The sequence below is a fragment of the Moorena sp. SIOASIH genome, from assembly GCF_010671925.1.
GTDB lineage: Bacteria > Cyanobacteriota > Cyanobacteriia > Cyanobacteriales > Coleofasciculaceae > Moorena.
In genome coordinates this window covers 12,864-36,409 of the sequence record NZ_JAAHIH010000013.1, presented here as the reverse complement: position 1 = coordinate 36,409, position 23,546 = coordinate 12,864, and the positions used below count along the sequence as shown (strand labels likewise).

The 23,546-nt window shown below is 43.4% G+C and carries 26 protein-coding genes; 12 read left to right on the top strand and 14 right to left on the bottom strand.

Annotation, left to right across the window (positions count from 1 at the left end; genetic code table 11):
- The first annotated feature begins 6 nt into the window (after positions 1 to 6).
- Positions 7 to 399, top strand: a complete 393-nt coding sequence (locus tag F6J90_RS42975) for a hypothetical protein (protein WP_293108955.1) — start codon at positions 7 to 9, stop codon at positions 397 to 399.
- On the opposite strand, the gene F6J90_RS42970 is transcribed toward F6J90_RS42975, so the two are convergent.
- Both F6J90_RS42970 and F6J90_RS42965 read right to left on the bottom strand, forming a co-directional pair.
- Positions 373 to 528, bottom strand: coding sequence for a hypothetical protein (locus F6J90_RS42970; RefSeq protein ID WP_293108953.1), 156 nt, complete (start codon positions 526 to 528; stop codon positions 373 to 375). The two genes, F6J90_RS42975 and F6J90_RS42970, sit on opposite strands and share 27 nt — an antisense overlap.
- Positions 529 to 535: 7 nt before the next feature.
- Positions 536 to 772, bottom strand: a complete 237-nt coding sequence (locus tag F6J90_RS42965) for a hypothetical protein (protein WP_293108951.1) — start codon at positions 770 to 772, stop codon at positions 536 to 538.
- A 103-nt stretch (positions 773 to 875) separates the two neighbouring features.
- Between F6J90_RS42965 and F6J90_RS42960 the strand changes: the two genes are divergently transcribed.
- Positions 876 to 1,193: a hypothetical protein gene (locus F6J90_RS42960; protein WP_293108949.1), complete on the top strand. Its 318-nt coding sequence runs from the start codon at positions 876 to 878 to the stop codon at positions 1,191 to 1,193.
- 192 nt (positions 1,194 to 1,385) lie between these two features.
- A complete protein-coding gene (locus F6J90_RS42955) occupies positions 1,386 to 1,808 on the top strand; it encodes a helix-turn-helix domain-containing protein (RefSeq protein WP_075900812.1) in 423 nt (140 codons plus the stop codon).
- Here the strand turns inward: F6J90_RS42955 and F6J90_RS42950 are convergent.
- On the bottom strand, positions 1,800 to 1,922 hold the full coding sequence (locus F6J90_RS42950; RefSeq protein WP_293108948.1) for a hypothetical protein: 123 nt from the start codon (positions 1,920 to 1,922) through the stop codon (positions 1,800 to 1,802). The two genes, F6J90_RS42955 and F6J90_RS42950, sit on opposite strands and share 9 nt — an antisense overlap.
- 438 nt (positions 1,923 to 2,360) lie before the next feature.
- Here F6J90_RS42950 and F6J90_RS42945 point away from each other — a divergent pair, with 438 nt between their 5' ends.
- On the top strand, positions 2,361 to 3,263 hold the full coding sequence (locus F6J90_RS42945) for a hypothetical protein (RefSeq protein WP_293108946.1): 903 nt from the start codon (positions 2,361 to 2,363) through the stop codon (positions 3,261 to 3,263).
- A gap of 70 nt (positions 3,264 to 3,333) precedes the next feature.
- On the opposite strand, the gene tnpA is transcribed toward F6J90_RS42945, so the two are convergent.
- Positions 3,334 to 3,738 (bottom strand): IS200/IS605 family transposase, encoded by a 405-nt coding sequence (tnpA, locus tag F6J90_RS42940; protein WP_293108944.1) that lies wholly within the window; start codon positions 3,736 to 3,738, stop codon positions 3,334 to 3,336.
- A 72-nt stretch (positions 3,739 to 3,810) separates the two neighbouring features.
- Here tnpA and F6J90_RS42935 point away from each other — a divergent pair, with 72 nt between their 5' ends.
- The gene (locus tag F6J90_RS42935) at positions 3,811 to 5,100 is read left to right on the top strand and encodes a transposase (protein WP_293108942.1); all 1,290 of its coding nucleotides are present in this window, start codon (positions 3,811 to 3,813) and stop codon (positions 5,098 to 5,100) included.
- A 105-nt stretch (positions 5,101 to 5,205) separates the two neighbouring features.
- On the opposite strand, the gene F6J90_RS42930 is transcribed toward F6J90_RS42935, so the two are convergent.
- Together F6J90_RS42930 and F6J90_RS42925 are read right to left on the bottom strand one after the other, a co-directional pair.
- A complete protein-coding gene (locus F6J90_RS42930) occupies positions 5,206 to 5,898 on the bottom strand; it encodes a group II intron maturase-specific domain-containing protein (protein ID WP_293090998.1) in 693 nt (230 codons plus the stop codon).
- Positions 5,899 to 5,986: 88 nt separating this feature from the next.
- A complete protein-coding gene (locus F6J90_RS42925) occupies positions 5,987 to 7,024 on the bottom strand; it encodes a reverse transcriptase domain-containing protein (protein ID WP_293090997.1) in 1,038 nt (345 codons plus the stop codon).
- 247 nt (positions 7,025 to 7,271) lie between these two features.
- Between F6J90_RS42925 and F6J90_RS42920 the strand changes: the two genes are divergently transcribed.
- From F6J90_RS42920 to F6J90_RS42910, 3 genes are all read left to right on the top strand, one after another.
- On the top strand, positions 7,272 to 7,730 hold the full coding sequence (locus F6J90_RS42920; protein WP_293108940.1) for a hypothetical protein: 459 nt from the start codon (positions 7,272 to 7,274) through the stop codon (positions 7,728 to 7,730).
- A gap of 343 nt (positions 7,731 to 8,073) precedes the next feature.
- Positions 8,074 to 8,238 (top strand): hypothetical protein, encoded by a 165-nt coding sequence (locus F6J90_RS42915; protein ID WP_293108938.1) that lies wholly within the window; start codon positions 8,074 to 8,076, stop codon positions 8,236 to 8,238.
- A 157-nt stretch (positions 8,239 to 8,395) separates the two neighbouring features.
- Positions 8,396 to 8,758, top strand: a complete 363-nt coding sequence (locus F6J90_RS42910) for a hypothetical protein (protein WP_293108936.1) — start codon at positions 8,396 to 8,398, stop codon at positions 8,756 to 8,758.
- Positions 8,759 to 8,781: 23 nt separating this feature from the next.
- On the opposite strand, the gene F6J90_RS42905 is transcribed toward F6J90_RS42910, so the two are convergent.
- The gene (locus F6J90_RS42905) at positions 8,782 to 11,001 is read right to left on the bottom strand and encodes a CHAT domain-containing protein (protein ID WP_293108933.1); all 2,220 of its coding nucleotides are present in this window, start codon (positions 10,999 to 11,001) and stop codon (positions 8,782 to 8,784) included.
- Positions 11,002 to 11,029: 28 nt separating this feature from the next.
- Between F6J90_RS42905 and F6J90_RS42900 the strand changes: the two genes are divergently transcribed.
- Entirely contained in the window at positions 11,030 to 11,224 is a 195-nt protein-coding gene (locus F6J90_RS42900; protein ID WP_293108930.1) for a hypothetical protein, read from the top strand.
- A 154-nt stretch (positions 11,225 to 11,378) separates the two neighbouring features.
- Here the strand turns inward: F6J90_RS42900 and F6J90_RS42895 are convergent, their stop codons facing one another.
- Positions 11,379 to 12,311 carry a hypothetical protein gene (locus tag F6J90_RS42895; protein ID WP_293108927.1) on the bottom strand — a complete coding sequence of 311 codons (933 nt, stop codon included), beginning with the start codon at positions 12,309 to 12,311 and terminating at the stop codon, positions 11,379 to 11,381.
- A 586-nt stretch (positions 12,312 to 12,897) separates the two neighbouring features.
- Complete coding sequence (locus tag F6J90_RS42890) at positions 12,898 to 13,227, bottom strand: hypothetical protein (protein ID WP_293108924.1); 330 nt, start codon at positions 13,225 to 13,227, stop codon at positions 12,898 to 12,900.
- Between the two features lie 451 nt (positions 13,228 to 13,678).
- On the opposite strand from F6J90_RS42890, the gene F6J90_RS42885 reads away from it, so the two are divergent.
- Positions 13,679 to 14,101, top strand: coding sequence for a helix-turn-helix domain-containing protein (locus F6J90_RS42885; RefSeq protein ID WP_044492023.1), 423 nt, complete (start codon positions 13,679 to 13,681; stop codon positions 14,099 to 14,101).
- 290 nt (positions 14,102 to 14,391) lie between these two features.
- Here the strand turns inward: F6J90_RS42885 and ftsY are convergent, their stop codons facing one another.
- The 5 genes from ftsY to F6J90_RS42860 all read right to left on the bottom strand — a co-directional run bounded on the left by ftsY (position 14,392) and on the right by F6J90_RS42860 (position 21,021).
- A complete protein-coding gene (gene ftsY / locus F6J90_RS42880; RefSeq protein ID WP_293108921.1) occupies positions 14,392 to 16,257 on the bottom strand; it encodes a signal recognition particle-docking protein FtsY in 1,866 nt (621 codons plus the stop codon).
- Positions 16,258 to 16,588: 331 nt separating this feature from the next.
- Positions 16,589 to 17,218 (bottom strand): transcription antitermination factor NusB, encoded by a 630-nt coding sequence (gene nusB, locus F6J90_RS42875; RefSeq protein ID WP_293108919.1) that lies wholly within the window; start codon positions 17,216 to 17,218, stop codon positions 16,589 to 16,591.
- A gap of 40 nt (positions 17,219 to 17,258) precedes the next feature.
- Positions 17,259 to 17,987 (bottom strand): DUF502 domain-containing protein, encoded by a 729-nt coding sequence (locus tag F6J90_RS42870; protein WP_293108916.1) that lies wholly within the window; start codon positions 17,985 to 17,987, stop codon positions 17,259 to 17,261.
- Positions 17,988 to 19,250: 1,263 nt separating this feature from the next.
- The gene (locus tag F6J90_RS42865; protein WP_293108913.1) at positions 19,251 to 20,150 is read right to left on the bottom strand and encodes a glycosyltransferase family 2 protein; all 900 of its coding nucleotides are present in this window, start codon (positions 20,148 to 20,150) and stop codon (positions 19,251 to 19,253) included.
- 52 nt (positions 20,151 to 20,202) lie between these two features.
- Positions 20,203 to 21,021, bottom strand: coding sequence for an HpsJ family protein (locus tag F6J90_RS42860; RefSeq protein ID WP_293108911.1), 819 nt, complete (start codon positions 21,019 to 21,021; stop codon positions 20,203 to 20,205).
- Positions 21,022 to 21,432: 411 nt separating this feature from the next.
- On the opposite strand from F6J90_RS42860, the gene pgl reads away from it, so the two are divergent.
- Together pgl and F6J90_RS42850 are read left to right on the top strand one after the other, a co-directional pair.
- Positions 21,433 to 22,155, top strand: a complete 723-nt coding sequence (gene pgl, locus F6J90_RS42855; protein ID WP_293108908.1) for a 6-phosphogluconolactonase — start codon at positions 21,433 to 21,435, stop codon at positions 22,153 to 22,155.
- Between the two features lie 292 nt (positions 22,156 to 22,447).
- Positions 22,448 to 23,335: an FHA domain-containing protein gene (locus tag F6J90_RS42850; protein ID WP_293108905.1), complete on the top strand. Its 888-nt coding sequence runs from the start codon at positions 22,448 to 22,450 to the stop codon at positions 23,333 to 23,335.
- The last annotated feature ends 211 nt before the right edge of the window (positions 23,336 to 23,546 follow it).

Sequence of the window (23,546 nt, the reverse complement as noted above, 5' to 3'; positions counted from 1 at the left end):
AATTCTATGATGCCAGAAAAACGCTCCTTAGATCATCTGATTAACTGTCAGCGAGCCCTCGACCGCCTTGCCCAAATTGCCGAGAGGCAATCCACAAGCCCACATTCAATTCCTCGTCCCATCACGGAGCGAGAGGAAATCTTGATCTACCTATACAGCAACTACCGACTGTCCATGACCCCCCAGGAGTTTTACCGCAAATGGCAAGTCAATCAAGAAGACATCGGTAACATCTGCTGCCGCTCAACTTACGCGGTTAATACCTGGCTGGCCAAAGGTCCTCGCTATAAATCTCCCAGTGCCGATTCCTTATACCATCTGGCTTTAATGGATTTCCTGTTGGAGAATTTCGAGGCAATTCCAAAAGAGTTATTAAATCAACTGTGCTCGTTCGCGTAGCGTGGCCGAAAGGCCAAGGTTGAAGATTAGTTTGTTGAGGGTTGGTTTGTTGAAGGTTGAAGGTTGGTTTGTTGGAGGTTGGTTTGTTGGAGGTTGAAGGTTGGTTTGTTGGAGGTTGAAGGTAAGCATTCAGCTATCAGCTATCAGCTATCAGCTTATGCGCTACGGGCACGCTACTTGAGTGGCCATTGGCCATTGGCTGACCACTGACCACTGACCACTGACCACTGACTGCTGAATGCTTACGGTTGAAGGTTATTTTGTTGTTCGCGTAGCGTGGCCTTTTGGCTAAGGTTAGAGGGGACTGGGATCTATCTTTGTTATTTGATTTCAGGCGCTTATACAGTTTAAATGCACAACAGCTGATCAGCACTATTCTGACGGCACTGACCCACTTATATCAAGTCAGGTTGAATACCGATAATTAGAGGGAGGGTGAGAAGTTTGGGGAGATGGGGAGATGGGGAGATGGGGAGATGGGGGAGGTTTTTATTGAGGGTAATTATCCTGAAATGATATTAGCAGTAAATTGTGAAAATGCAATAGTTTTTGATAACCCTTTTATCTCACTCCTCTCACTAATCCCACTAATCCCAGTTGCCCCTACTGCTTGGCATGGCGACAATGCAATAGTTTTTCAGCACCCTCTTCTCTCTATTACTCCATTTAGTCCATTACACCGATCAGTTTTCCCTTTAAATTGCGATAATGCAATAGTTTTTGATAACCCTTTTATCCCACAAACTCCACTAACCCTACTAACCCCACTGCTTGAAATGGCGACAATGCAATAGTTTTCCAGCACTCCCCACACTTCCCATACCTCCCATAAATCCTATAAATCCCATAAATCAAATACTATCCACACCTCCCACACTCTCCACACGCTCTGAAATAGCGACAGTGCAATAGTTTTACCCAATTATTGCATTTTCCGAAAAAGTGTGTTAAAATAACAGTATCGTTAAAGCAATGGTTTACTCCCCATGATGATTTCCACCGCACAAGCTGCTGAATTACTTGGTGTTTCTGCCACTCGCGTCCGTTACCTTCTGGGCAAGGGCAGAGTTAAAGGGGCTTATAAGGTGGGTAGAACTTGGGTGATTCCGTTGTTTGATGGTATGCCGGTGGTCACTCCTGGCACTCGCGGACCAAAACGGAACTGGTCAAAGCGTACAAATTACACTAAGGCTGTGATCCACGTTAATCAGAAAGTGATTCGCCAAAATCTCAAGACCGGGGAGCGTAATCCTGTGATTACGGTGAAGCGAGGCTCTAAAAATGTTTACGGTCATACGGTGGAGGTCAATGGCCCGTGTCGGGTGATGTATCGTCCAGATGATCCCCTCAAGTGTGGAGCACGGGTCTGGATTGAGACGATTTCTGATTTTGAAGTGATTTCAGCTTGATAGGGAATTTGCGTTCGCGTAGCGTGGCAGTAAGCCAATCGCGTAGCGTGACCTACGGTCGATCCCATCAAACCAGTCAGTGTTTTGCGTTCGCGCAGCGCGACCGTAGGTCAATCCCGTAGCGTGGCCTTAGGCCAATCGCATTCAGATCGAATTAATCATATCAAATCCGGTTAGTACAGACAGTAAAAAATATTTGCGTCTGAACTATACGGTTGTTTGACCCTAATCTTAATCCTGTTTTTGATTTCCGGATTTGGTATAATCTCTTACAGCAGCCACTTCCCCGCTCTTGTTTCCTTTGGCTAATTACCAAAGGATTTGGTAATGTGAGCGTTCCTTTACCATTTTTGGCGATAACCTTGCTCCAATTCATCAATAGTTAGGTGGGGGCTAATAGTAAGGCGTTTAGGCATACTCAAACACAGTAGATGCTACCTCCTATATTATGTGTACTTAAGCTGACATGAGATTCTGTATTAATCGTTTCAATCCCTATCGTCGCACCCAGATTATCTAGTAGAATTTAATAGTCAATAAAAACCGAAAAATATGAGCATTTCTCCTACCATATTGTCCATAAAATTCCTTGATGATTTATTTGATTTTGCCAATCTTGATAAATCTGTAGAATCATCATGCCAATTAGCAGTACAAGATCCTAATTCACTGTATTTGTTCATGCAGCGATATACTCATTTTAACGGCTATGCAGGTAGCTTAGTCGCTCGTTTGGCAAGTTCAGTTGGATTGTCCCGTCACCTGTTCAATAGTTCTTCAAATCCTGTTATAGATGAAGCTGATCGGGGATTAGAAATAGCAGCAAAAATATTAGCAGCAACGATTGATGAACACTCGGATAAAGGTGCTAAATCTGTACCCCATCGTACTTTGGCACAAGCAACACTAAAATCTATTGGCGACTACGCTGGTTTAACTGTGGACAAGCGAAACCATTTCTCTATCCTCCCAGATTGGATGCACGAAATTTTAGATAATACTGTAAAAAAATATGAGGGTATACCTGGTAATGCTGTTGCGCTGATTCGTGCCATAGGATTTCATGCAGCTTCTGAAGTCCTTGCTGATCGTGAATACTCGATTATTGATAAGGTTATTAGATACAATAACTCCAATTGTGGTTTCAATTCATACCTTTCTAAAATCAATGGAAAAGTTGAAGTTGAGCAAGGTCAGTTTAGTCCTTGGTATTGGATTGTAATTCACGGTAAATACCAGGGTTCTGGGGTTGAAGCTGAACATTTTAAGTTTGCGCTTGAAGCACTTGATCTAGTCGCAAAATATAGAACGGAATCAGATCAACAAATTCAAGAATGGGCTTTACAAGGGTTTTCAGACTTTGTATTCATTCAACAAAAGCTTTTTAAAGAAATTTCGCAAGAATGCTCTGAGTTGCTTCAACTGCTCAAATTGCCAATTACAGCAACATCATAAAAGTCTAACAAGCAGGAAACCCCGTGTCTTTAGACCGGGGAGGAATGCTCACAGTGGCTTTAGCCACCTGTTAACTGTGATGGGGATCGGAAATATATCTTTGAATCGTTTCAGTGCTAACCTTCCCTGCTGTAGAGAAGAAGTAACTATTAGTCCACAAAGATGGCAACCTTTTTAACTCAGGAAATTCCTTTCTTAAATAGTTAGCACTTCGTCCCTTAAAAGCTCTGACCACTTGACATATCGCATCAGTCGGGTTGATCTCTACAAAAAGATGAACATGATCTGGGGCTACTTCAAGGGCTTTGATCTTCCATCCTTTCTCTAATGCGACTCCTGAAAAGATTTCGTATATTCTGTCCCTGATTCTTCCTACTAGTATCTTTTTCCGCCTTTTCGGTATCCAGACTAGGTGAACTACACATAATCCTACGGCGTGATTGTAATGCCGATATTCAAAAGTTGATTTTCGCATTTCTATCCGGACAAGACATGACCTTTATTGTAGACTACTATGAGATAACAACAAGCCAAGAGAGGGTCGATAATGGCTAAAACAAATAAAAAGATAGGGGTTCAGCAAATCTTGTTGCATCCTGACAAAGAGACAGAGGCTATATTGACTTATCTGTGTCAACAGTCCGGAAAGCTGTACAACATGGGTGTCTATTTTGCTAGACAGACATTTTTTAAGACTGGGAAAATACTGACTGGAAAATTCGAGCTGGTCTACGAAAAGAGCATAGGGAAATCAATAATAGCAAAGTCTCTACCTTCCACTCCAGCTCAGCAAACCCTATTAAGTGTAGCGGAAGCCTTCAAGTCTTATAAGGGGCTTAGAGAACTTTGGTTTAAAGGGCAGTTAAACGATAGACCTTCTCCACCTAAGTATTTAAAAGGCTCCAAACTATTTAAAGTCGCTTACCCTAATTCTGGAGGGCAAAAGCCAAAGATGAAGGAGGGAAAATTAATATTTTCCCTTGGCTTAACCGTAAAACGTTGGTTTGGAGTCAAGAACTTCTCTTTATCCTTCCCTAGCAACTTAGAGGGGAGGAAAATAAAAGAGTGGACTATCCTCCCAAAGAATGGTGCTTTCTATTTAGAAGTCTCCTATGAAATCCCCGATCAGGTAGCAGTTCAACAAGACGGTAACGAAGCTCTAAGTATTGATCTTGGGACTTCTAGTAACTTAGCTGCTTGCGTTGATACATTAGGGAACTCGTTCCTGATCGACTCCCGTGCCATAAAATCCTATAACCAGTATTGGAACAAGCAGGTCGCGACCAGAAAAGAAGGGAAGCCACAAGGTTACTGGGATAAGTGGCTTGACCGAGTAACCAGGAAGCGGAACCACCGGATCACAGATGGGATAAATAAATCAGCTCGACTCATCATAAACCACTGCCTAAAGAATGGAATCAAAACGATTGTTTTAGGGTGGAATGAGGGATTTAAAAAGAACTCTAATATGGGTAGATTGAACAATCAAGAATTTGTTCAGATTCCCTTGGGAAAGTTAAAAGATAGACTATCCCAGCTATGTGACTTGTACGATATTAGGCTTGAAATAACAGAAGAAGCCTATACTAGTAAAGCTTCTTACCTTGATGGTGACTCCCTACCCAGATTCGGCGAAAAGCCAGATGGGTGGAAAGCATCGGGGCGAAGAGTTAAACGTGGTTTGTACCGGTCTGCTGATAGATCAATTATTAATGCCGATTTAAATGGCAGCGCAAATATATTGCGCAAAGTAGCCAGAAAGCTAGAACTAGATCTAAGCCGACTGGGTAGGCGGTGCTTGACGACCGCAACGAGGATTAGGCTTTGGATTGGGTAGGTCGGAGGGATTGCTCCCTCTTCGCCCCCTAAGCACCGTGCGAGCAAGTTACCAAGCACACGGCGCAACCAATTCCTTTATACACGTTATCTTTTCATCCAGCTTTTAGTCTTTGGATAACCGGGTTTGTACCTTTTGGCTTTTCTTCCGGTTCCTTGGACGGGTTTTTATCGCTCGATACAGTTTTTCCTGTATCTCAGGATTGCTGGCTCCCAAGGCGTGGATGGTCCTGTGACAATCTTCGTGGACATATACTAGGTTCCCTGCTTCATCTTTTCCCCCATTTTCCCTAGGGATAATGTGGTGTAGATGAACATTATTATATTCTCCAAGTGGTTGTCCGCAGTATGGGCAGGTGTATTTTTGCCTTAAGGCTATCTTATTCCTACCTTTGGATAGTGCTCCTTCTGCTGCTTTTTTCCCATTTTTTTCTTGCCTTTTCTTCCAATATTCTTGGAGTTCAGGGTCGTCCTTAGAGTAGTTGTGGGTTACTAGCACATGCCTGGTGATGTTTGTCCATTGTGCTTTGTCCAGATAATTGTCTTTCCTTCCGAACACATGGTTATCTTCCCTTCCAGGGCAGAATTTGCCGAAGTGTTTGGCTTTAATCCATTCCCAACTTTTATTTTTTGGGTATCTTCTTAGGCACCATCTTACTAATTTCCATCTTACGTATTCATTTAGGTTGTTGAAGGTTTCTTTAGCCACTGTCCCGTTGTGATAGTTGGTCCATCCTCTTATGAGAGGTTGTAACTTGGCTATCACCACATCTTCTGATGCACCCTTTAGTTGAGCCATGGCTATTTTTATCTCCTTCTTGATGTTCTTCAGGCTTTTCTTGGAGGGTTTAATTAGTGTAATGTACCCTGACTTTTTTCCGGTTGTTTTATATTTCCTGAAGTTCCATCCTAGGAAATCGAATCCTTCTGTTAGGTGAGTTATCTTGGTTTTTTTCTTCCGATAGTTCTAACCCTCTTTTGGATAACCACTTCTTCGTGATTTCCTTAGCGTTCACAGCATCTTCTTTGCTCTCTGTTATGATTACAAAGTCATCCGCAAAGCGAGCTATTGTTCTATTGGATTTATTTTCCCAGTAACTTGCCCTGTTGTTTCTTTTAACCCTTTTATAGGTTATTCCTAACTCTGTTTCCAGTCCGTGTAAAGCAATGTTGGCCAGAAGTGGGCTTATTATTCCCCCCTGTGGGGTGCCTGATTCTGTCGGGTGGAACGTATTTTTATCTACGTACCCTGCCTTTAACCAGTCTTTAATTTGCTTTCTTGCTGGAAAGTTTCCGATGGATTCCAGAAGTGGTTGGTGGGCTATATTGTCGAAGCATCCTTTTATGTCCGCTTCCACTATCCACCATTTCCTATTCTTTTCCCCTTTAATATTTGAGAAGATGCGTTGTCGGGCATCATGGGCACTTCTGCCTGGTCTGAACCCGTATGAGGTTCCTTCAAACTGGGCTTCCCAGGCAGGTTCTAGTGTGTTTTTGACTATGGCTTGTAGACATCTGTCGGTGATACTTGGTATCCCTAAGGGTCTTTGTTTGCCGTTGGCCTTGGGTATGTAGATGCGTTTGGTGGGTTTAGCTGCCCATGATTTGAGGTTGATTAATCTGTCTACCATCTGTCCTCTTTCTTGAGGATTCAGGCATTTTTCTTGATCAACCCCTGCCGTTCTCTTTCCTTTATTTTGTTGGGTGGCTGTTTTGACGGATATCTGGACATTGCTGTAACTCCTAAGCATCAATCTTTGGAGTTTATTGACCTTTTTCCAGTTTCCTTCACGTGTCGCTTTGAAAATACGTTGTCTTAATTTCCTCACCTGTCTGTAGGCTTTCTTCCAATTTATGGAGTGCCATTCAGTGGTGTGTTCAGTTACGATACCCGTATCTTGCGATATAGGTTCTATCTTTTCCATGTACACTTTAAGTTAATTAAGTACGTTTCCTCTTGGCTCGGAATCAGCTCTGAAATTCAGCGCTCTTTCGAGCGAGGGACTTCCCTCTATCCGACCGGTTATGTATTCCCGTTCCTTTTCAGGTGTCGGCCTTTGCTTGGTTCAGACTTTTACCGGACTGAGAGTTATACCTTTCCTTGCGGTTTGGCTACCATATTTATCGACCAGACAATATGGACTCAATCTCGGCTTACCCGTTTACGCGCCTGTGAGTTGCGAACTAAAGGTTGCCGTCTCTACACCGGGTCCTTCATGGGATTCGATTACATCTAACACGCAATGTAATCCTGGAGCCTATAACCCCATCACCGAGTTTAGCGGGGTTATCACTGATGACGGTGCCTTTAAACAACGATTCATGTCCTTCAACCTTGTCGTTCTTTCCCTGTTCGGTTATTTCCTATTCGGTGGTTCGGTTATAACCTACTTTCTCTCTAGCTCTGATACAAAAGACTTCGGGATAATCCTAGATTTTTCTTTCCGAGATGTCCATCGTCTTTTGCACCTTCGAGTGGGAACCCTCCTGAATCCTAGGGGGGGAGAGGGTCTTACTCCTCTCGCTCCCAGGTGCGCCAATATTCGGTCGCCCGTGCTACCTCAGTCTAACCTGTCCGCAGAATCCCCACGTATGCGCGACCGGGGAGTGTCAAAACTTACTGTGAGTTAGAGGTTAAATAGGCTTGGTGAATAAGTCCGGTAAGCTGTAATATCAAATCCGGTTAGTACAGACAGTAAAAAATATTTGTCTTCCTTTGACTATACGGTTGTTTGAGCCTAATTCTAATCCTGTTTTTGCTTTCCGGATTTGGTATCACAAGGTCTCCTTTTGCGAACGCGCCCCGCGTGATCTTTGGTCAATTGCTTAGGGTGGCCTTAGGCTAATCGTATTCACATCGAATTAATCACAAAGTTTCCTTTTGCGAACGCGCCCCGCGTGACCATAGGTCAATCGCGTAGCGTGGCTTTAGGCCAATCCCATTCACATCGCATAATCACAAACTGTCCGATAGTTGGGGAGCGAGACTTTAGGGAGCGAGGCTTTTAGGGCAAAGACCAGACTATCCCGATTGCTGTTTTCTGCGACATTAGCAGCAGTCCCCTCTTTCCTCTTGCCTCTTGCCTCTTGCCTCTTGCCTTTTGCCTTTTTCTCCAAACAAAGAATTAACTTAGCATAAACATTGACTAGTGTAAAACACTGTTTTCTACCAGTTTACCACCATTTCACAAATTTTTGGATCTATTTCTGGCTTTCTTAGTAAAATATCCTGATTCCATTGAAGAGTAGCGAAGATTTGATCAGCCAACTATTACTCTGCGACTCTGCTCTTGGCCATGAAAGACAAAATTATCAAATCTCTTGTTATTTTTGTTATTGGAGTAAGCATTGTTTTCTTGCTCGGTATATTCACAAAAGCTTTTGGTCAGTCTCATCACATCTTAGAGTGTAATCGGATCACTTCAAAATGTTATGCACCCCTACATTACAAGATAAAATTACAAAATAAGAATGAGACTCCAGTTGTGGGTTACCTTCAATCAGGTATTAAGGTAACTTATCTAGAAGAATTCAGTAATAATAATGTCGATTTTGTCAAAATAAAACTTGATTATAATAATGACTTTTCGATTCTTAAAGAATTATTATACGACTGCAAAAATGAACCAGATGGAAAAATTTGTACAATCGTAAATTAGAATTAAAAAACTAAACTTTTTATCTACCAAAATAAAGGCTTAAATAGCTGACATCGCCTTTTAAAATCAGGGTTATTAACTACATTTTCAGGATTTTTACCTTTGTAAAAATCTATATATATATCTTTACAATACAGGTATTCTTTCGCTAAATAAGCCACACCGATCAATACCGAAGCCAAAACAGCAATAATTATAACACGCTTTGATAGCATTTTCTTAGGTAAGCTAAGTATTATCAAACTATCTGCTTGTGGACTTGCCTTCATATCCTGTGCGGTATCTAAAGACTTTCCTACATGGCGATCATCGCTTGGTGCATTAGCAATTTGGATTTTAGAACCTTCCTGATCAGTATAGATTTTAGGAGTCATGACAGGAAGGGTTTCTTTAATCTTATTTTCGATGTACTTATGTAACTCATCCAGAGAAATCACCCTATCCCGATTCAAATCAGCTTTTCCCGTTTCAATGCCTTCTACTAAATACTGAGTGTAAATTGAGAGCTGTTTGTCCAATTGACTAAAGGAATAGTCAGTTGAAGAAGCGAGAATAGCACGCCCTTCCCCTCCTAATTGATTTTGAAGATCGACAGAGCCATCATCTTTAACCAGTAGACCTTTACGAAAGGCTGCACTAAAGCAACAGTCGAGGATAACGACTTGTCGCTTGGAGCGGCTACGATTCATAATGTTATGGATAGCCCTAGCGGAAACTGCGGTTGTCCTAACTAGTTCCCCTTGTGAATTCTTACGAGTAATACGATTTGCTAAGTACAGTTGATTGCTGCTATCTTTGACACCGTGACCTGAAAAGAACAGTAACACCAGATCATCTTTTGTAGAAGTGGTGAATAACTGTTCAATAGCCTCCTCCATTTGCTGTCGATTAGGATTACTGAGAGCTTTGACATCAACAAAATTTCCCAGTTGTGGCGAACCCAGTATTCGTTTGATTTCCTTTAAATCTTTGGTTGCGCCAGGTAGTGGCTCTAACCCCTTTCCATATTTACTGACTCCAATCAACAGCGCTCGTTTGACTCCTTCTGATTGGCGAGCATCCTTTGCCTGGAGCTGTTTATGCCTTGGCTTGTCTCGCACAACTGGCTGATTTAGACCTTGAAATCCTGACTCATTTCGAGGTTGAATTAATTGAGCATCTTGCACTTGCATGAAAATCACAGGTGTGGCAAAATCCCGTTTCCGATACCCTGTTGATTCATAGAGACTAATTTTTCGCCTTCCTTCCTGTACTGCTATATCCGCTGACTTACCTTCAGCTAATTGTTGATAAAAATGGCAGGCAAATCGGCTAGCTGTGCTATTAGACACTGGATACTGCATTGCCACGACTACAGGAATAAGTTGCTGCACAACCTTGGAAGCTAGCCCTACAGATACTTTCGATCTAGACTCCATTGCTCCCTGACATGCCTGCAACACAATAATTCCAGGTCGATGACGATTAAAGAGGTCACTAAATTCATTGGCGCTAATCCACCATGCCTGATCGAATTCATCCACCAAGGCAATTTCACCATTTTCATTCTGAAAACGACCGTGACCGATGAAATGGAAAATGTGAGGCTTTTTCCTCAGAATGTTATCAATAGCACTGCGGCTGGCTGGATTAACCACTGGTAACAATTGCACCTGCTCTGGTTGTTCCTGGGCTAGTGTCTCTATTGCCCCCTGTACTTCCTCGTAGGCAACTGGATTTAAATCTGTGGGTGCAGAGACAACTAAGGCAATCCGCATTTTTTCATTTGCGCCTAACTGAATCGGTGGTGCTGAAATCGGGTGTGAGGGCAGGCGCGAGAAGACCAAGCCAGGTGCAGTAGCCAACCAAATTGTTCCTGAGTTCTTCCTCTGAGGCAAACACATAAATTCCCACGGGAACGCTGCCACTTCAGGGATATTTTGCTCGTCTATATCTAGTTCTACCCGTAGCAGTTGCTGTTTAGTGCGAACAACTTCGTTATAAAATCCAATAAAATCATGGCAAAGTCGATCATCAAACAAGGCATCAAACAAGGCTTCTCCCAAAAACCTTGACTGGTTAGCATCGTTGAGTCCATTTTTACGAACCTCTTCGATCAACTCCCTGACCTCTGGGGTGATCTTATCCTGATAGCGAAATGCTCCAGAGATTCGATTATCGAGCTTTCCAGGTTCTTTCTTTTCAACCCCCACTATATGAGGCTTTATCACGTAGATGCGATAGGTGTAGTAGGCTCTAGTCATAGCTGTCTGATCAGATAAAGCTGATTAATTGGTAAGCATTCAGCGGTCAGTGGTCAGTGGTCAGTGGTCAGTGGTCAGTGGTCAGTGGTCAGTGGTCAACAGTCAGTTGTCAGTAGGCGGTCAGCTTAAAATAAACCTGATTTGGGATAATTTAATAGTTAGAGATGTTAGAGAATTGAAAGTCTGGGAAAAAGCCTATTATCAGCATTCAGCTTTTGAATAAAATCAGCTAACCGCTAATAACTGATCCCTGATAACTGATCGCTGACCGCTGACCGCTGATCGCTGACCACTGATAACTGATAACTGATAGCTGATAACTGACCGCTGATAGCTGAATGCTTACCATAGATTTATAACCAAAAGATGCACCCGATTTAAGTCGCTAAATCCTGTGTAAGATTAGCTTTCGGCAGGTTCAATATCCATTCCTTGACATCACTACGACTGAATTTAATCGCGGCCTGATTCTTATTTCGTATTAAGGTTTTTAATCTATCTGCCAGATCACTGAAAACATCACGGATATCAGCAGTTAACCAGTTCATATCCGGCTCAACCCAAACCATACCGCGCAAATTAATAGACTTTATTTCCTTGGGCACTTTAAAAACAATAGCAAATTGGACTGTCGGTATTTTTTGGATCTCCGGCTCTTCAATGCGCCAGTAACACCTTGAGTTACCTTCACCTTGGGAAATCATTTCAAAGTGACCAGCTTCGTAAGCATACTCAGGAATGACAATGAATGCTTTGAGTTCGTTCTTCTTTGCTACATTAGCTTTGAGCTCCCCAGGAAGAGTGGTAAGTTCGGCTAGTTCAGTGCTATCAATCCCGATACTCCAATCAAGATTGCTATTGATAGCTAAATTCATGCCCACCCCGAAGTTCATCACAGGTCGCCATTGGCTTTTGGGGAAAATAGACTGAACGATGGGCTCTTTTTCTCCTTTGGGACTGAAGTCAAGCTCACAGCACAATCGCCAAAATCTAACCCCTGGTTTAGGACGCAAATCGACAGTAACAGTCATGTAATAAAAATCAAATGCATCACGCATTTGCTGTCGATAAATATTGGTCAATCCCTCTTCAGTTTCTTCAAATAGCTCTTCCGTAAGTAAGATCAACTTATCCCTAGGATTGCCAAAGCTAACTCTACTTTCCAGCAAGCTTTTAACAGCGGTTGCACCTATACCAAGCTTTGTACTTTCATGCAGGGGACTTTCCCATTTGTTTACTTGCTCAAACAGGTCAGCCAATAAAGTCTCAGCTTCTTGGGGATTGGGTAGCGGAATGTTTTTATCGGTCATTGACTTCAGCTCTGTTTAGATTGACAAAGTTACTACACATGGCAGGGACGTATAGCACGAGCCACAATCACACAATTATTGATTAAGTTACTGGCAAGCTGCATCTACAGCTTCGATGGATAAGAGGGAAGTTAGAGAAGTTGACAACCCGCCTTTTCAATTAAATCCGTAATTTGCCCAGACTTATAAATTATAAAAATTAGTATTATATTACTATCTAGTATGATCAGCTATCAGGGTTGTAATTGAGGTAACAACAACTTGTCTAGCCAAGCCATAACAACTAGCTATATTTTTAGGATTATGTACTTTGAGCATAGTTTATTTGATAATAGTATACCACAATCCTGAACAAGAGGAACCAGATAGAGACAATTTTAATCTAACTAATATTTTATTCTTTCATCAGAGAAAATAACCCCTTTCCAAATAGGTCATGAACACTAAGGCTGATTTCTGATCACATCAAAAATCCTGGAGCCCTTTCCTAATCTTCTCTTTTAGCTGTTTCTTGTTTCCGGTTAGAGCAATCCTATGTTTACATCTCATTTGAAAACCCTAATTTCCCTGAAACAATCGATAAATTTTAAGACTTATGAATTGACAAAAAAACAAAAGTGTGCATAAAGCGGTTTTCTATTCGGTTAGGTACAAAGTCCTGGGTTTTTAGGGAGCAGGGAGCAGGGAGCAGGGAGCAGTGAAGAGGCAAGAGGCAAGAGGAACCCACCCCTAACCCCTCCCAGGAGGGGAAGGCAAGAGGCAAGAGGCAAGAGGCAAGAGGCAAGAGGCAAGAGGCAAGAGGGAAAACAATCCTGTGTACCTGATAGTTATGCAAACCGCCGTAAGGGAGAATAAGACAAGCGATTGACCATAGGTCAATCGCTTTTCCATAAGAAAGCCAACAGGGAACAGGCAAGAGTTAGTATTTCGACAATGCAATAGTTTTTGATAACCCTCTTAACTTAAAAATCCCACAAAACCTATAAACTCTATATATCCCACCAGATCAGAAATTGCGACAATGTCTTGATGCAGTCGCTCATGGGGGAAACCACGGCAGTCGCTCATGGGGGAGACCCCCAAGACCTTGCTGCCTCCCCAAGACCGCGCTGCATCGCTGCAATAGTTTTTACCCCCTTTTTATAGTATTAATATTATTTACCCTATAAACTCCATACATCCCACCGAATTAGAAATTGTGACAATGCAATAGTTTTTAACCACCCTTTTATTATTTTTAACTTACTACACCCACTACTCCCATTTTTCCTTTAAATTGCGACAATGCAATTGTTTTGCCATGCCCTTGCCTTTTCAAAACAAGTGTGTTAAAGTAATAATATCGTTAAAGCAATGGTTTTTTACCCATGATGATTTCCACTGCACAAGCCGCTGAATTACTGGGTGTTTCTGCCACTCGCGTCCGTTACCTTCTGGGTAAAGGCAGAGTTAAAGGCGCTTATAAGGTGGGTAGAACTTGGGTGATTCCGTTGTTTGATGGTATGCCGGTGGTCACTCCTGGCACTCGCGGACCAAAACGGAACTGGTCAAAGCGTACAGAGTACACTAAGGCTGTGATCCACGTTAATCAGAAAGTCATTCGCCAAAATCTCAAGACCGGGGAGCGTAATCCTGTGATTACCGTCAAGCGAGGCTCTAAAAACGTTTATGGTCATACGGTAGAGGTCAATGGCCCCTGTCGGGTGATGTATCGTCCAGATGATCCCCTCAAGTGTGGAGCACGGGTGTGGATTGAGACGATTTCTGATTTTGAAGTGATTTCAGCGTGATGGGGAATTTGCCTTGGCGTAGCTTGGCCTACCGCCAATTCCATTAAAATCGAATCAACTACAAGCTGCCTTATCATTGATGAGCGAAACTTTAGCGATCGCGTTTTTTAGATGATCGAGACTTTAGCGATCGCGTTTTTTAGCAATTAGATTTTTCTGATCCCATAATCAGTGATCAGAGCATGACTATAGGGAGTGTAGGAATGGTGATAATTTTTGTTCCCTATTCCCTGTTCCCTACTCCCTACTCCCTACTCCCTAATCCCTACTCCCTTGCTGTCATAACCAGCTTAGCCACTCAGCAAAGCTTCCACAAACTCATAACTAGAGAAAGGCCGCAAATCTTCAATCCCTTCTCCTGCACCAATAAACCGAATCGGTAAGCCTAGTTCCCGCACTACTGCTAAAGCGACACCACCTTTAGCACTTCCATCCAATTTTGTCAATACCACTCCACTCAGTTTTGCTGCCTCTGAGAAGACTTGTGCTTGACGTAAACCATTTTGACCCAAAGTAGCATCCAGCACTAGCAACGATTCAACTTTGGCATCTGGGGCTTTTTTAGCGACAATTCGCCGAATTTTCGCCAATTCCTCCATTAGATTTTTCTTATTTTGTAATCGTCCTGCTGTATCCACCAACAGTAATTCAGTATTTCTAGATTGGGCAGCACTAATGCCATCAAACACAACAGCAGCTGGATCAGTATTCTTACCAGGATTAGCAATTACTTCAGTACCACTGCGCTCTCCCCAAATCTTAACTTGTTCGACTGCAGCAGCTCGAAAGGTATCTGCTGCTGCAATTAAACAACGGTAGCCTGACTTCTGACCTAAGTTAGCGAGTTTACCAATAGTAGTAGTTTTGCCAGCACCATTGACTCCAGTCATCAGCCAGATATTCAAGGTATCGTTTTCTGGAGCAAAGATCCGGCTGTAATTGTTACTGTAAGGTTGCTCTAGCAAATCTCTGATGATTTGTTTGAGATATGCGATCGCTTTTTCTGCTGGTAGAGACTCCTCCCGCAACTTAGCTTGTAGAGTATCAATAATATAGTCAGTCGCCTCAACTCCTACATCTGCTTGTAACAGCAGCGCCTCAATCTCCATTACCGCGTCTTGATTCAACGGGCCTTGACCCACAATCGCCTTTATTTGGTTAATCAAGCCACGACGAGTTTTGCCCAATCCCTGACGCAGTTGCTTGAGCCAGCTAATTTCCTCGATCGAGATATCCTCAGGACTTCTTCCTTGAGATGCCAACACTTCTGCTGACCACAAGAACCCATCATCAAAGGCCAGACCCAGCATATCTTGATCTATCTCTGCTTCCCCTTCATCCTCGATCACAGTTGCCACTTCGGGTTCCGGTTCAGGGGTTTCAATAGCTGTTTCCTTAAGACGTTCCAGTCGTGCTAGTCGGTTAGTGCTTGCTCGACGAGCCCAACTGGGGCCAGAAGCAGGGGTTTCTTCCTCTGTTGTCTCAGCTGATGGAGCTATATCACTTGTCAAGGCATCTGACTCAGGGATTGGTTTATTCTCAACCAAGGTCATACCTATAGATGAGTCATGATTAGACTTAACTGAATCCACTGAATCCGATGGTGTTGATACTGCCTCCTCTACTATCTGATCAGAGGATTGCTCGGTTACTGGTTCCACCGTTTCAGCAGTATCTACCGAAGCTTCACTAACCGTAGACTCTTCTAATTCAGATTCTGCTTGTGATTCTGCTTGTGATTCTGCTTCAACAGTTATCTGACCTATCTCAGCCGCAACTGTCGTGTCAGTTTCCTCAGACCCTTCCGATGTTTCAGCCGCTGGAGATTCAGTCTCTTGTGATTCTTGAGGTTTTTCCGCCGTAGCCGTTGCTGCTGGCTGAGCCGTTGTATCATCCACTGGCTTACTTTCAGTAGTGTCTTCCTCTGGAGATTGATCTTGTTGCTTCTGAATATTTTTGTAGGCAGCTTTTGCCCAACTCAGGTAATCATCGGCAGCACCTGAGGATGACTCTTCGGCAGATTTAGAATCAGCTTGGTCTATTGGTTGTTGCTCTGTTGCCTTTTGTTCCGATTCTACTTGAGATGTATCAGAGTCCTTTTTCTCAGCAGACCCTGCGCTAGCATCAGACTTTCGGTGGAACCAATTAAAGACCATTACCCTTACTTGACTATGGCGTCAATTAACTATATATAAATATTAGATTTAGGATTTGAGTGCTTAGCCCTAGGCTAATCCCCAAGCGTTTGTCTTAATTTTATCGATATTTGAGTTAATATTATTAATTTTCTAATATAGTCTTGCCTATTAGCCTAATTTTAGGCTATTCCCGATACTCCTCCTCTCTACGGTAGTGCTACACAAGTAGTGATTTTAGCTCCCGTTACCTTGACCAGACCCTAGCCAAATCACTACATCTTTACCACTACCCTCTCTACTCCCTACTCCCTACTCCCTACTCCCTACTCCCTACTCCCTACTCCCTCCGCTATTGTGGTAGAGCTTGAGTTTTAATCAACTCATTGGCACGACGCAAGACACCATTAATAAAACGGTGTCCCTCTTCATCACTGTAGCGTTTAGCCAGTTCCACTGCTTCATTAATTGCGACTCGGTCTGGGATACCTAAAAACGCAATTTCAGCCACAGCCATCCGCAGAATATCCCGGTCAATACGGGGCAAGCGCTTCAGTTGCCAATCTTTAAGGGCTTGGTTCAACATCTGATCAATCTCAAGCTGTCTACGACTGACAGCTTTGAGAATTTCTAGGGTATAGCTACGGACTTCAGCCGTATTAGACAACTGGACAATTTCGGGAATCTCTACCGCACTTCCCAAGTGATTGATCGCTTTCTCAGTTAACTCAATTGCATCCGTTACCATTGCTCTAGCACTACGTACATCAGTAGCGCGAGTTTCACTTTCGAGAATGCGATCGCTACCCCGTTTCAATTCAGCCGCCGCCGTTTCTAAAGCCTCTTGAATTTCTCCAGTCAGGGTACGAATAGCCGCCAGCACCAGATTATTCAGTTGTTGTGTATCCAACCGCTCTGGTGAGTTGGGCATCTGAGAGATGCTCAAAAGAGCCAGTTCACGGGCAATTCTGCGAGGTTGCATTTTTTGTCCTTAGCTAATTTTGTCCTTTTACCCAAAAAGATTAGGTTTCTTCTGTTGGCAAAACCTGCTGTATCATCTCAGGCAATGGTTCTTCCAATGGTTGCTTTTCAGGAGGCTGCTGTAGGTTAATTGGGATTGCCGGGCTATCTGGGCTAACAATTCCACCTGAGAGCAATACTTTAAAGGCATCTTCGATGGACATCGAAAGATTAATGACGTCCTGTTCAGGAACCATAGCATACCAGCCACTGGTGGGATTAGGAGTAGTAGGTATGAAAACGCTCAACATCGGGCGATTCATGTGGGATTGGAGTTGTGCACTGACAACACCTGTGACGAAAGCGATCGCCCAGACTCCTTGGCGAGGATACTCTACCAAAATCACCCGACTAAACTTAGTTTTAGAATCCTGTAAAAGGGTTTCCAAAATCTGTTTAAGGGTTTTGTAGACTGAGCCAGCTAAGGGAATCGCCTGCAATATTTTCTCACCCAAATCTAGCAACCACCGTCCAACAATGTTGCGTGCCATTAAGCCAATCAGCATAATAAATAGTAGTGGTACTGTCAGTCCCACTGCTAAATTAAGCAAATTTACTAAGATGGGGTGGAGATTATCAAAAGGGTTAATTTGTTTGGGAATTCTAGTTAAAAAATTTATCACCCAGTTGGCGATTGTAATCGTCAGCCAGATTGTGGTAGCCAGGGGAATTACCACTAGAATCCCCGCAATTAGGTCATTTTTTAGATCCTGCTTCAAGCCCTCGAACACAGAGCACAGATTCTCCTTTTAATAACTGAATAAAATTTTTGACTAGCCACCTCAATTCCCTACTACTCTTCCAACTTTTTATGTAAGCATTCAGCCTAATGCCGTCAGCGTATTTTATTCATCAGCCGTCAGCGTATTTTATTCAAAAGCTGTTCGGTGTAGAGTGCGCTATGGGCATAAACTGTTCCGGTAGCGTTGCTACAGGCCTTTTGGCTGATACGCTACACGCTAATAGCTGATACGCGACACGCTGATAGCTGATAGCTTACCTTGTTATAGCCACTTTTTTTGGAGTGGGTGAAAAAATGCCAAGGTGGATATAGCCGTTATAGACTAGTATACCTCAGTTCGTTCTAATCAATTTACTCGCCTATGAGAATGAGACAGGATATAGAATTGAGTTTTCATCATAATAATTCAGCTATGTTAGTGGGACTATACAGAACGATTATTAGATTCTTTCGAGGATTTCAAGGTAAAAATTCCTTGACAATCAATTAGTCTGACTCGAATATCCTGACTTTAGACTCCTCAATGGTCGGATAGTTGGTTAGATTGCGCATAGGCGCACGCTACTGGAACGAACTCAGCTATCGCCAATAGACACTAATTTTAAAGTAGGTGGAGTGGGAGTAAAGCGGGGTTGCTTTCACCCATGGTAAGCTATATCATAGGGAAAACCTACGCTGCACCCATTAACTGTTTTCAATAGTTAACCCTAGGCATGGCGACCCATGGCTAACATTCTCCTGATCTTTTTTGGTTTTGGAGAATAAATACTTTAAAGGTAAGTTTTAAAAGTGGAATTACACCTGTTTTACCTTGCCGTTCTAGAGTTTGGAGCTGGCTTTAGCTACTCCAAATCTGGTTTCTAGATACTGCCACAAAACGGTAGCCCGTTTGCATCAATCTAGAAGACCACTTCCAAAGTCTGGCGCTAGTTAATGCTTGACAAGATGATGATGACATTAGGGCGTTATACCCATGACTAGATTTTAACCAGCACTGGCTATAGGGTTATTACTGGCATGAACTAACATCAGACCAGCTTTTTCCCTTTGACCAGACCAATCGGTATTATTGTTTACATATTACCAGAGATAGATTAACAAAGATAGAGAATCGGAATTGACACTCCTCGGTGATTAGACGCGGGGGGGGATTGCTGCTACCCAGTTTTACTATGAAATGTTAGATTTATCAGTTAGTTAGCCAATGGTATAGTAATCTCTTTGATTCTACCCTAATCTGACATCAAGACTACTAGGATGAGGATGAAGTGACCTGGCTAGCATCAGAGTCTTTTGAGCCTTGGGAAGTTGAGGACATGACACGGCTACTGGGAGGGTGCATGGGATGCTTGAGTTCCCAAAGTTTGACCAATATCAGATACTCATAAAATGCTTGTAAGGTACACCAGGTAAACCCGGCTTGACCATCCAGGAAGCCTCCCAGTAGGAAATACATGTATATAAAACGCAATACAGGTCGCCAGGGCAAGCGTAAGGACAAGTTTTTGAGGGCACGGCGTCTTTCTACTTCCGAACGCCCAAAAAATAGGTCTCGCCACTCAACAGTTCCTTGCTCCAACTGGCGCAAGGTTTCGATAGCTTCGTCGCTAGAGTAGCGATTGTGTTTATCAATCCAGCGGGTAAATCCCTTACTGTTGGTGTAGTGAGGGTAAGTTTCCTTGATGAAACCAGTCGGTCCATCACATACTTCCCGTTCCGTATGACCATAATCATCAAACCAAACCTTGTCCTTACGAAACAGCCGTAGTTGGTAACGGGGATACTGAGTAGAGTAGCGAATCCAGCGATTCATGAACATGACCCGCTCTGCAACGTAATAAGCCACATGCTCCTGTCGTTGTATTGCTCCCTGGCATTCGGCAAATAACTCAGGGGTCATGCGTTCATCAGCTTCAAGGATATAGACCCATTCGTACTTGGTGGGCACTTCCTTTAGCATCCAGGTGCGCTGACGTCCGTGACTTTCAAAGGCGTGCTGCACAACTCGCACCGGATACTGACTAGCAATTTCTACAGTGCGATCGCTACTGATTGAATCTACGATAATCACATCGTCCGAGAGATTGGCTGACTCGATACAAGCAGCAATATCTAGTTCTTCGTTGTAGGTCAGGATATAGATCGAGAACATGTCAAGCGGATCATCATCAAAAATCTGGTCAGGGTTAAAAGTCTCTACCCTACTAAGCTTGGCCACGACGGGTTACTGGTGTACTTCCCAACCCTCGCAATCCGGTCCAGCCAATAGCAATATAGCCAATTGCTAGGAGTAAGCTACTCAGACCAGTTTTAATGCCCAGTTTGAAAGCTTCAGTGGTGGCTCGTTTCTCTAGTTGAAGTTTCTGACTACGAATTTGGTTAATATTCTGCTCTACTTCTTGATTGAGCAGATCAGGGTTTTCCTTAATTGCCTGCAATTGTTGTCTAACTCTGTTAGCCTGAGCTTTGGCTTGATCAAGCTGTTGTGCTGGAATCCTACCACTTTTAATGGCTGCGTCTAAATCGGCGAGTCTCTTTTCTACCTGGGCTATACCCTGAGGACTTTTGAGAAGTTCAGTGACTTGCTGAGTGCGGTTTTCCAGTTGAACTTCGGCGGTCTTGGCTCTTTGGTTAATTTGTTCTAGAGCCTGAGAACTTTGCAAACGAAGGTTATTGAGATGTAGGGGTACCATTAGCAGAAAGACCAACCCTAGAAAACTAGACAGACACAGCACCCAAAATCGGAGATCTTGAACCGAAGATTTTGGCTCTGTGCTAGCAGTAGCAGCACTTTGAGCAATCCAATATCCAGCAAATAAAAACCCAATGCCGACCATAGGGATAATGCCTCGGTCAACAACTTGGGTAGCAAAGTTCAACTGCCACTCTGGCTTTAACAGGCTAGCTCCCTGTGGGGGAATTGCCAAAATGATGTAATCCAAAAGAGAGGAAACGATCATTATCAGCCCGACAACCTTAAGAGTCAGAGCAGTAAACGAGGAATAAACAGAATTAGTATTCATTGGCTATGAAGCGCGATTATGAGATTAACTTAATCATCGATCGGGACTTGACTGAGTAATGCCTCCTCAACTTACTGGCTTACTAGTTTTTGGAGTACTCAGTCAAGTGGAAAAATAGAAGAGCACGAAGGCCAACCATGGCGCTTTGCCCATATTAACCTATGGCAATCGAGAATCCTAACTCCAACATCCTAGCTGGTGTTAAGTTTTAGAGGGGAAGTCCCGCGCTCTACCTTTTAGGTGAGCGTCACCAGCCTTAACCATTAACCATTAACCATTAACCATTAACCATTAACCACTAATCAAGGTGTTAGGATAATTTCTGGTATTCTTCCTTAATCAGGTAAAGCTTACGCACTAGCTGATTAACGGTAGTCTTGTGGATGTAGTGTTCCTCAGCAGACAGGTTTTATGAACAAAGTGGTTGAAGTTGTACCGGATAAAGAAGCTTTGATTAGGCGAGCTGTTGATGTTGTCCTCACTAAAATCGAAGGAGCAATCCAGGCTAACGGTCGGTGTACGATTGCCCTTGCTGGCGGTAGCACCCCCAAGCCTTTATATGAAGCGATCGCTACCTTTGACCTTGCCTGGAATAACATTCATGTGTTTTGGGGTGATGAACGCTATGTAAGTCCCGACCACCCGGATAGTAATCAAAGGATGGCTCGTCTTGCCTGGTTAGACAAAGTCGATATACCAGACGCTAACATTCACCCCGTGCCCACCGACGGCTCTAGCCCTGCTGCTGATGCGGATAAACATCAAGCTCAACTGTATGAGTTTTTTGACATACCAGTAGGAGAGTTTCCTGACTTTGATTTAATTTTGTTAGGCATTGGTGATGATGGCCATACTGCCTCCCTATTTCCTCATACAGAGGCTCTGCAAGTAAAAGACCGACTCGTTACAGTTGGCAAAAAAGATGGTCAACCACGAATCACCTTTACCTCCAGCTTGATTAACCATGCCAACTGCGTTATGTTTCTGGTTGCTGGTGCTGGGAAAAGAGCAGCCTTAGCTCAAATATTTGCCCCCGAAGCTGATCCACAAACCTATCCAGCTCGGTTGATCCAGCCCCAAGGAGAACTTTGGTGGCTTCTAGATGAATCAGCAGGTGAAGATTTGAAACATTGACCAACCGGAAGTGTCAAGTGTTAACGATGAAGTGCGAAACAGTAACTTCAATCAAGTCTATTACAAGTGGGGCAGGACGTGTTCCTGACAAGAAAACGCGCCATGATGGAATCCAGTTATTGATAGTTCTATCACTAATAGTACGTCGTTCGCGCAGAGTCTCCTTTGGAGAAAGGAGTTCTGGTAGCCTTAAGAGGTGCATTAAGCCTACACTTGCCCGATCGGTAAGTGTATGATCGTCACATTATCTGAAACTAGATAATAGCTGTTAAAAATAATAAATTAAAGTTCTATGATTGTTTGCCCTAACTGCAATCACCAAAATCCGGAAGGGGCTACCCAATGTGAAGCCTGCTACACTCCCTTACCTTCAACTACCAGCTGTCCTAACTGTGGTGCAACAGTTCAGACTGACGCGAGCTTCTGTGGTCAGTGTGGATTTCACTTGAATGTGGGTGCCAATATGGAGAAAGGGGAGAAATCAGGGTCAAACTCTACCCCAGAGATACCCGACTTGGTATCCCCAGACCCACTTGTTGAACCTATACCCATGGCTATGAATACTCAAGTCCCGGATCCAGCATCCAATCCTATCAGTTCTGATGATGCTGAATCTACCACCCCTATGCCAGCTACGGTCGTTAATCCAGCCCTCAACTCAGAAGCATTTCAACCGCAGAATCCTGACTTAGAAACCCTGCCATTGCCCCTGCCTACCGTTGGTAATTTAGGGTTTTCTCAGGAAGAATCTCGCCAAAACTCACCCTCACCGTCAATACCAGAAGCTGACTTAGAGAACCCGCCACCGCACCCTGTACCGGATAGAGGTAGTGCCCAAACTCAGTTGCAGGTAATCTCAGCTCAACTGCTGCATATGCAAACCAATACAACAATTGAGTTACCACAGCATATATCGGTGATTCATCTGGGTAAGCCCAATGATAAAATTCCCCCAGATATTGATGTCTCTGGTTTTCCTGACTCAGACATTGTCTCTCGCATTCACGCCGATATCAGAGTTGAGGGGGATACCTACTATATAGAAGATGTAGGCAGCTCCAATGGCACTTATGTCAACCACACGTCTCTAGCACCAGGCAATCGGCATCGGCTAAGAACAGGCGATCGCATTAGCTTGGGGAAAGGTGATAAAGTGACATTTTTGTTCCAAAGTTCTTGAGTTTCCGGTGCTAGGTGGGTGCGGTTGCTGGTTGTGCAAAATTGATCTGGGACAAAGCCCCGACCTAAAGCGCTAGCTAGGTCGGGGCAGTTTACTATCGGGGCAGTTTACTAGGATCCGTACAAGTCGAAAGCCCCGTGTTTTTAAACCGGGGATGAAGAAACAAGCGCGACTTTAGTCACCTAAAAAATCTTTCAGTAAAAGGTTGACA

What these genes read in the sequence shown, in the direction of transcription:
- F6J90_RS42850 (WP_293108905.1), top strand. Translation starts at nt 22,448, where the DNA reads ATGATTGTTTGCCCTAACTGCAATCACCAAAATCCGGAAGGGGCTACC.
- F6J90_RS42960 (WP_293108949.1), top strand. Translation starts at nt 876, where the DNA reads ATGGGGGAGGTTTTTATTGAGGGTAATTATCCTGAAATGATATTAGCA.
- F6J90_RS42860 (WP_293108911.1), bottom strand. Translation starts at nt 21,021, where the DNA reads ATGAATACTAATTCTGTTTATTCCTCGTTTACTGCTCTGACTCTTAAG.
- F6J90_RS42925 (WP_293090997.1), bottom strand. Translation starts at nt 7,024, where the DNA reads ATGGAAAAGATAGAACCTATATCGCAAGATACGGGTATCGTAACTGAA.
- F6J90_RS42935 (WP_293108942.1), top strand. Translation starts at nt 3,811, where the DNA reads ATGGCTAAAACAAATAAAAAGATAGGGGTTCAGCAAATCTTGTTGCAT.
- tnpA (WP_293108944.1), bottom strand. Translation starts at nt 3,738, where the DNA reads ATGCGAAAATCAACTTTTGAATATCGGCATTACAATCACGCCGTAGGA.
- F6J90_RS42865 (WP_293108913.1), bottom strand. Translation starts at nt 20,150, where the DNA reads ATGTTCTCGATCTATATCCTGACCTACAACGAAGAACTAGATATTGCT.
- pgl (WP_293108908.1), top strand. Translation starts at nt 21,433, where the DNA reads ATGAACAAAGTGGTTGAAGTTGTACCGGATAAAGAAGCTTTGATTAGG.
- F6J90_RS42895 (WP_293108927.1), bottom strand. Translation starts at nt 12,311, where the DNA reads ATGACCGATAAAAACATTCCGCTACCCAATCCCCAAGAAGCTGAGACT.
- nusB (WP_293108919.1), bottom strand. Translation starts at nt 17,218, where the DNA reads ATGCAACCTCGCAGAATTGCCCGTGAACTGGCTCTTTTGAGCATCTCT.
- ftsY (WP_293108921.1), bottom strand. Translation starts at nt 16,257, where the DNA reads ATGGTCTTTAATTGGTTCCACCGAAAGTCTGATGCTAGCGCAGGGTCT.
- F6J90_RS42930 (WP_293090998.1), bottom strand. Translation starts at nt 5,898, where the DNA reads ATGGCTCAACTAAAGGGTGCATCAGAAGATGTGGTGATAGCCAAGTTA.
- F6J90_RS42955 (WP_075900812.1), top strand. Translation starts at nt 1,386, where the DNA reads ATGATGATTTCCACCGCACAAGCTGCTGAATTACTTGGTGTTTCTGCC.
- F6J90_RS42885 (WP_044492023.1), top strand. Translation starts at nt 13,679, where the DNA reads ATGATGATTTCCACTGCACAAGCCGCTGAATTACTGGGTGTTTCTGCC.
- F6J90_RS42910 (WP_293108936.1), top strand. Translation starts at nt 8,396, where the DNA reads ATGAAAGACAAAATTATCAAATCTCTTGTTATTTTTGTTATTGGAGTA.
- F6J90_RS42970 (WP_293108953.1), bottom strand. Translation starts at nt 528, where the DNA reads ATGCTTACCTTCAACCTCCAACAAACCAACCTTCAACCTCCAACAAAC.
- F6J90_RS42905 (WP_293108933.1), bottom strand. Translation starts at nt 11,001, where the DNA reads ATGACTAGAGCCTACTACACCTATCGCATCTACGTGATAAAGCCTCAT.
- F6J90_RS42975 (WP_293108955.1), top strand. Translation starts at nt 7, where the DNA reads ATGATGCCAGAAAAACGCTCCTTAGATCATCTGATTAACTGTCAGCGA.
- F6J90_RS42945 (WP_293108946.1), top strand. Translation starts at nt 2,361, where the DNA reads ATGAGCATTTCTCCTACCATATTGTCCATAAAATTCCTTGATGATTTA.